This is a genomic window from Prevotella sp. ICM33 (assembly GCF_000517825.1).
In the GTDB taxonomy this organism is placed as follows: Bacteria; Bacteroidota; Bacteroidia; order Bacteroidales; family Bacteroidaceae; genus Prevotella; species Prevotella melaninogenica.
In genome coordinates this window covers 1-4995 of the sequence record NZ_JACD01000013.1, presented here as the reverse complement: position 1 = coordinate 4995, position 4995 = coordinate 1, and the positions used below count along the sequence as shown (strand labels likewise).

5 protein-coding genes are annotated in these 4995 nt (G+C 40.4%); all 5 read left to right on the top strand.

Annotated elements, in window-relative coordinates; translation table 11 throughout:
* Positions 1-602 (top strand): phage baseplate assembly protein V (locus tag HMPREF1505_RS13260; protein WP_036922291.1); only part of this gene is annotated, 602 nt, incomplete at its 5' end.
* Positions 603-612: 10 nt separating this feature from the next.
* Positions 613-1515 (top strand): hypothetical protein, encoded by a 903-nt coding sequence (locus HMPREF1505_RS02930; RefSeq protein WP_036922288.1) that lies wholly within the window; start codon positions 613-615, stop codon positions 1513-1515.
* Between the two features lie 3 nt (positions 1516-1518).
* A complete protein-coding gene (locus HMPREF1505_RS02925; protein ID WP_036922285.1) occupies positions 1519-2931 on the top strand; it encodes a PAAR-like protein in 1413 nt (470 codons plus the stop codon).
* Positions 2932-2935: 4 nt separating this feature from the next.
* Positions 2936-3613 (top strand): hypothetical protein, encoded by a 678-nt coding sequence (locus tag HMPREF1505_RS02920; protein WP_036922282.1) that lies wholly within the window; start codon positions 2936-2938, stop codon positions 3611-3613.
* Between the two features lie 25 nt (positions 3614-3638).
* Positions 3639-4850, top strand: a complete 1212-nt coding sequence (locus HMPREF1505_RS02915; RefSeq protein WP_231480327.1) for a PAAR-like protein — start codon at positions 3639-3641, stop codon at positions 4848-4850.
* Positions 4851-4995: the final 145 nt, after the last annotated feature.

Here is a 4995-nt window from a genome sequence, read left to right as displayed (position 1 = left end):
TAAAGAGCAACCGCGGTTTTGTATTTATCCCAGAGGTAGGCGACCAAGTCCTCCTTGGCTTCCGTCATGGTGACCCTGCCCGTCCTTATGTTATGGGTAGCCTGTTTAATGGAACAACTGGTGGTGGCGGTGGCCAAGGTAACAACTGCAAGAGCCTTACCACACGAAGTGGTAGTTCCCTCAAACTTGACGACTCTGCTGGTAGCGTAACACTACACGATAAAGGTGGTGTAAGCATGAATTTTGATGGTGGTGGCAACTCTACGTTGAATGCAAAAGCTACTCATTCTGTAAATGCCGGAAGTAATGCTTCTGTGAATGTCGGTAAGGGAAAGTGTTTGCTAAATATGGACAGTGCAGGAAATATAACACTGGATGGAAATTCTACGATAACATTATCAGTTAAGTCAAGTAAGATTATAATAAATGAATCAAGCATTACGCTGGAATCTCCGAATATATATGTCAAGGGAACAACACAGACTGTTGTCGGACCAAATGAAAATTTGGGTGTAACCATTTCAGCTGATGGTCTTGTAGACATTGTGGGTACCCCTGTCAACATTAACCAAGGTAAAGGCGGAGTTGTCAATATTAAATAACACGTAGATAATGAGTTTGATAGATCGATTACACGGTCACGTCCAAGAAGGTGGTCTGACACAAAGAGACTACAAGTACCGTTGTGTACAGACCATCACCACGAAGCTTGACGAGATTCCTGTCAGTACTATTGTCAGTAAGAAAGATTACTTTGTAGAGAGATTTACGGATGCAGAAGGAACACAGGGCTTTGCCTTCAGTGTGAAAGATGACATTCCTTCTGTCTTTCCTGAGCAAGGCCAAGAGGCTTTGGTTTTGACAAATGAACTTGAGAATATAAAGACAAAAGCAATAGTCTGGATAGATTCAAATACAGGAATGATAACCAAACTTCTCAACCATGAGGAGATTATAGCACTATGGGAGGATGAGAAACAGCATCTCACGAGCAAATATAAGTTCTTGAAGGGAACGGCTGGAAGCAATGCTTTAAATAATCTGATAAAGATGGAAGATAAGATTATCTATGAATATGATAACCTTATGGCAAGTTTGAGTATAATACCTTTTTATTCCATCTTCTTTGGACCTCATTTAGTGACTGATGACCTTCAGCCTGGGCACAGTACTATTCCTTATGCTGCAAAACTCTTCCCTGGAAATAATTTCAGCTTAAAGTTGGAGAGAGAAATCGAGAAGCAAGATGATGGATTGTTATTAGTTAATCACAAAGCAAAGAACGATAAAGAGTCTCATTTTAGTGAGGCTATTCGCAAAGCATACGATCAGAAGATTAAACCTGTCATCCAATATGGTTTTACTGAGTATGAAATTGAGGTTAAACAACAGTCTTTAATTGACCCAGCTGAACATTGCCTTGCAAAGGGGAATTTAAACATAGACGAAGAAGTTACTGACAATGTTACATTAAGTGTGGACTTACAAGTCAGAAAACTGAAAAATAAAATATAAGTTATGGGACAGTCTTATATACGAGAAGGAACGAATGTAGTTTGTACGAATATGACTTGTGGTACGCCACAATTACTTCTTCGAGGAGCACAGAATGGACTGGTGATTAATAAGTCTTCTGATAAGCCTGTGTTGAATATTGATGCCAAGAAGATATCTGCACCTTTTGCCTGCAAGATGGCAACCAAAGTTTGGGGTGGCTTGCAAAGTTTTCTTTTGGGAGTTGCTGTTGGTGCAGCTGCAATTTTTTTAGTAGCAGCTACGATTGTAACTTGTGGTGCAGCCCTACCAGCCATAATAGGAGCTATTGCTATAACAAGTGAAGCCGTAGCCTTAACATCTATTGCCGTTGGCGGACTTGCAGCAGGATATGCTGAACATAAAAAGCAAGAGGGGTTAGAGCATGATTGCGATGTTATAATGGAATCAGACTGGGCATCATTTCATCCTAAAGTTTATATAGAGAACAGGAATGCCTTGTTAAATAAATCCAAGATGACATGTAAAATAGGTGGCACTATCAACATTATCCTTGACCCAGAAATCGCAAAAGCTGCAGCAGATTATATTTCTAAGATGAATAGTCTTGAAATACAAAAACAAGAAAAATACAAATTCTGGCAAGGTGTTGTAAGTGGTCTTACGGGTGGAGCAACGCCTATCGCTTTAGCTATTTCTATAGGTCTTTATACAGGAGCATTGGATTTTCTTAATTTCTGGAATGATGATAGTTTAGGAGAGACAAGAACCTCTAATAATGGTGATTCTCCTTTGGGTAACTCTGTTAAGAATTCTATTGGGACTAATGTTTATGGTTCAGGAGTTGGCGGAGGTGCTGACAATGCCGTATCAGCAGGCATAGATGCACATAAGAAAGGCGCTGAAAAGGGTGCAGAAATAGATTCACAGATAAGTTCAAAGACTGCAGAAGCTAATAAGCAAGGGGAAAAAGCAATTGAAAATAAGTTAGGCGCAATGGAAACGCATACTGCTGCAGAAGAATGGGGGAAGGAAGCGGGACGCCGTGCATCAAGTGGAGCAAGTAGTTCTTCGGTGGAGTCTGCTAAGACGGCTGAAGGAATGTTAGGGCGAACTTCTGAAGAGTATGGGAAACGAACAACACAAGCTGTCACAAAGCAGGCAGAAATTCTTGCAGAGAAAAGAACGCTTGAAGAAGGAAAAGATGCTGCTGTTAACGCTGCTAAGAGAGGAGCATGGAAAGAGGGTGCAAAAAAATTTGGAATGGGCTTAGGTGTTGGTTTGGCTGGTGGTCTTGCTAATTACTTTATAGAGGATTATAGTAATGATAAAGAGCATGATATAGAAACGAAAACAGGAGATATTTCAGGAGCCTTTAATACTCATGATGAGCTAGCTGATTCTTCTTGTGTCATAGGCATAATATCAAATTCATAAAACAATGAGCAACTTTTATTCAAGAATACCAGCCATAGGAGCTACATTAGGAACAGTGTTTGCACTTACCGTGGCAACACCATTGGTAGTTAGCCTTATTGCAAAGTTTACGCTCGGTGGTAACAAGGCTGCTGTACCGTACGCAGATACGTATATTCGTAATTCAGATACTATAGTGGTTACTATTCCAGAACTTGCTGTGATAACGCCTGTAAACAAGACATTCACTTCGCGTGCTTGGTTTGCAGGAATGGCACATTCGCAAAAATCAACTTATAAACAGATCTGTTTTTACTCCCCTGAATATAAAAGACATTTAGCAGTTATTTCATTTATAGGAGGGTATAATGTGGCACAAAGAGGAACGGGAGAAAACGCATGGAAAGAGGATTTAGAAAAACAACGGTTAAGTATAATTTACGATTCAAAAACGATTTCTGCATACATTAATAAAACACAGTGGCAGGATCCTACTTATGGGACAAAAGACAACCCTATGCCCATATTCTTTAAGCGTGCTTTGTCTGGGTTTGAATGTGCTGGAGGTGTAGAAGATTACATTTATATTAAACCCTCTGTGTATAAGAAGTTCGTTGAGCTTTACCTTGCACACGGATTGGAACCCGAGGAGTTCGATAGACTCTATGGGGCGGATATGAAACGTCTGGGTCTAAAGGATTGAGCTGGTTTACGAGTTGACAAGTTGCTTGCAAAGTAAGAAATGGGGAGGTCTGTTAACATTTCTTGCTGGTGTTGCAGTTGGAGCTTTAATAGTCGCTGCTGTTGTAGCAACTGGTGGTGTTGGTGCAGCCTTACTATCTGTTGTAGCTATCGAAGGTTGGATGGTGGGTGCAGCAATAGCTGTTGGAACTTTAGCAGCCGGTTATGCAGGCTATAGAGGGATAAAAGGGGTTGCCCACGATTGTGACAACACACTGGAATCATCTTGGAGTCGATTTCATAATGATGTTTTTATAGAGAAAAAAAACGCCCTGCTGAATAGATCCTATATGTTCTGTACAACAGGAGGAAGAATTGATATCATTGTTAATCCTGAACAAGCTAAAAAAGCTGCATTATATATTACAGCAATGAATGCAACAGAAATATATGTTCAGCTGAAAAGTAAATTCATTCAAGGTGCTATAGGTGGTCTTACAGGAGGAACCAATCCTTTTGCTTTAGCCCTCTCAGTAGGCTTCTACACTGGTGCACTAAACTTTGGAAGTTTTGACTTTAGTGAGACGGACAAATCCAACCAAAAGTCTGACCCTATGGGAAATTTAAAAAATACTGGTACGACTACTGGTGTAGGAACTGGAGAGTCTGTTGTTGAAAGTAGTATCACTACAAGTGTAAAAGCAAATAAGGCAGGAGTGGGTGAGGCTGCAAGGATAGATGCACAGGTAGCATCAAAAATAGGAGAGGCAAAGATGAAAGGTTGGGAGTCTTTAGCTTATGGAACACAAGCTGCCGATGCAAGTGCGGAAGCTGCTACTTGGGGGTCTCAAGTAGCTACGCGTACCTCAAATGGTGCAAGTGCGACTTCTATTGCTTCTGCAGAATTAGTAGAACAGATGTGTAAAGAATCTTCTGAGGAACTAATGCATAAATCAATTCAAGCAGCACTCGAACAACAGGATATTCTTGCTGAAGCAGCAAGCACTCAGGGAGGGAAAACTGCTGCAGTAAAAGCCGCTAAAACAGGTGCATGGAAAGATGGCTTTAAGAATTTTGGAAAGTCTTTGGGGTTAGGTCTTGCAGGAGCTGCAGTTGGTTATGCGGTAGATGAAGGGTCAAACTGGGTAGAAAATAAGATAGAAGGAAAGACTAAAGAAATAATGAAGGAGTTAAATTATTCCGACGACAATGACACAGTAGGTAATGCAAACTATATGGGTATCATCGCAAATTCATAATATCAATGGCAAATAATTTTTCAATAGGAGGAATTAAAATCTTCTCAACAGCAGGAACAGTCTTTGCATCTCTTGTAGGTGCACCACTACTTATCTTTATTATAACGAGGTTTACGCTTGGTGGAAATAAAGACGCTATCCCTTA

Excerpts from the sequence above, each read along its gene's own strand:
- HMPREF1505_RS02925 (WP_036922285.1), top strand. The coding sequence starts at position 1,519 with ATGGGACAGTCTTATATACGAGAAGGAACGAATGTAGTTTGTACGAAT.
- HMPREF1505_RS02930 (WP_036922288.1), top strand. The coding sequence starts at position 613 with ATGAGTTTGATAGATCGATTACACGGTCACGTCCAAGAAGGTGGTCTG.
- HMPREF1505_RS02920 (WP_036922282.1), top strand. The coding sequence starts at position 2,936 with ATGAGCAACTTTTATTCAAGAATACCAGCCATAGGAGCTACATTAGGA.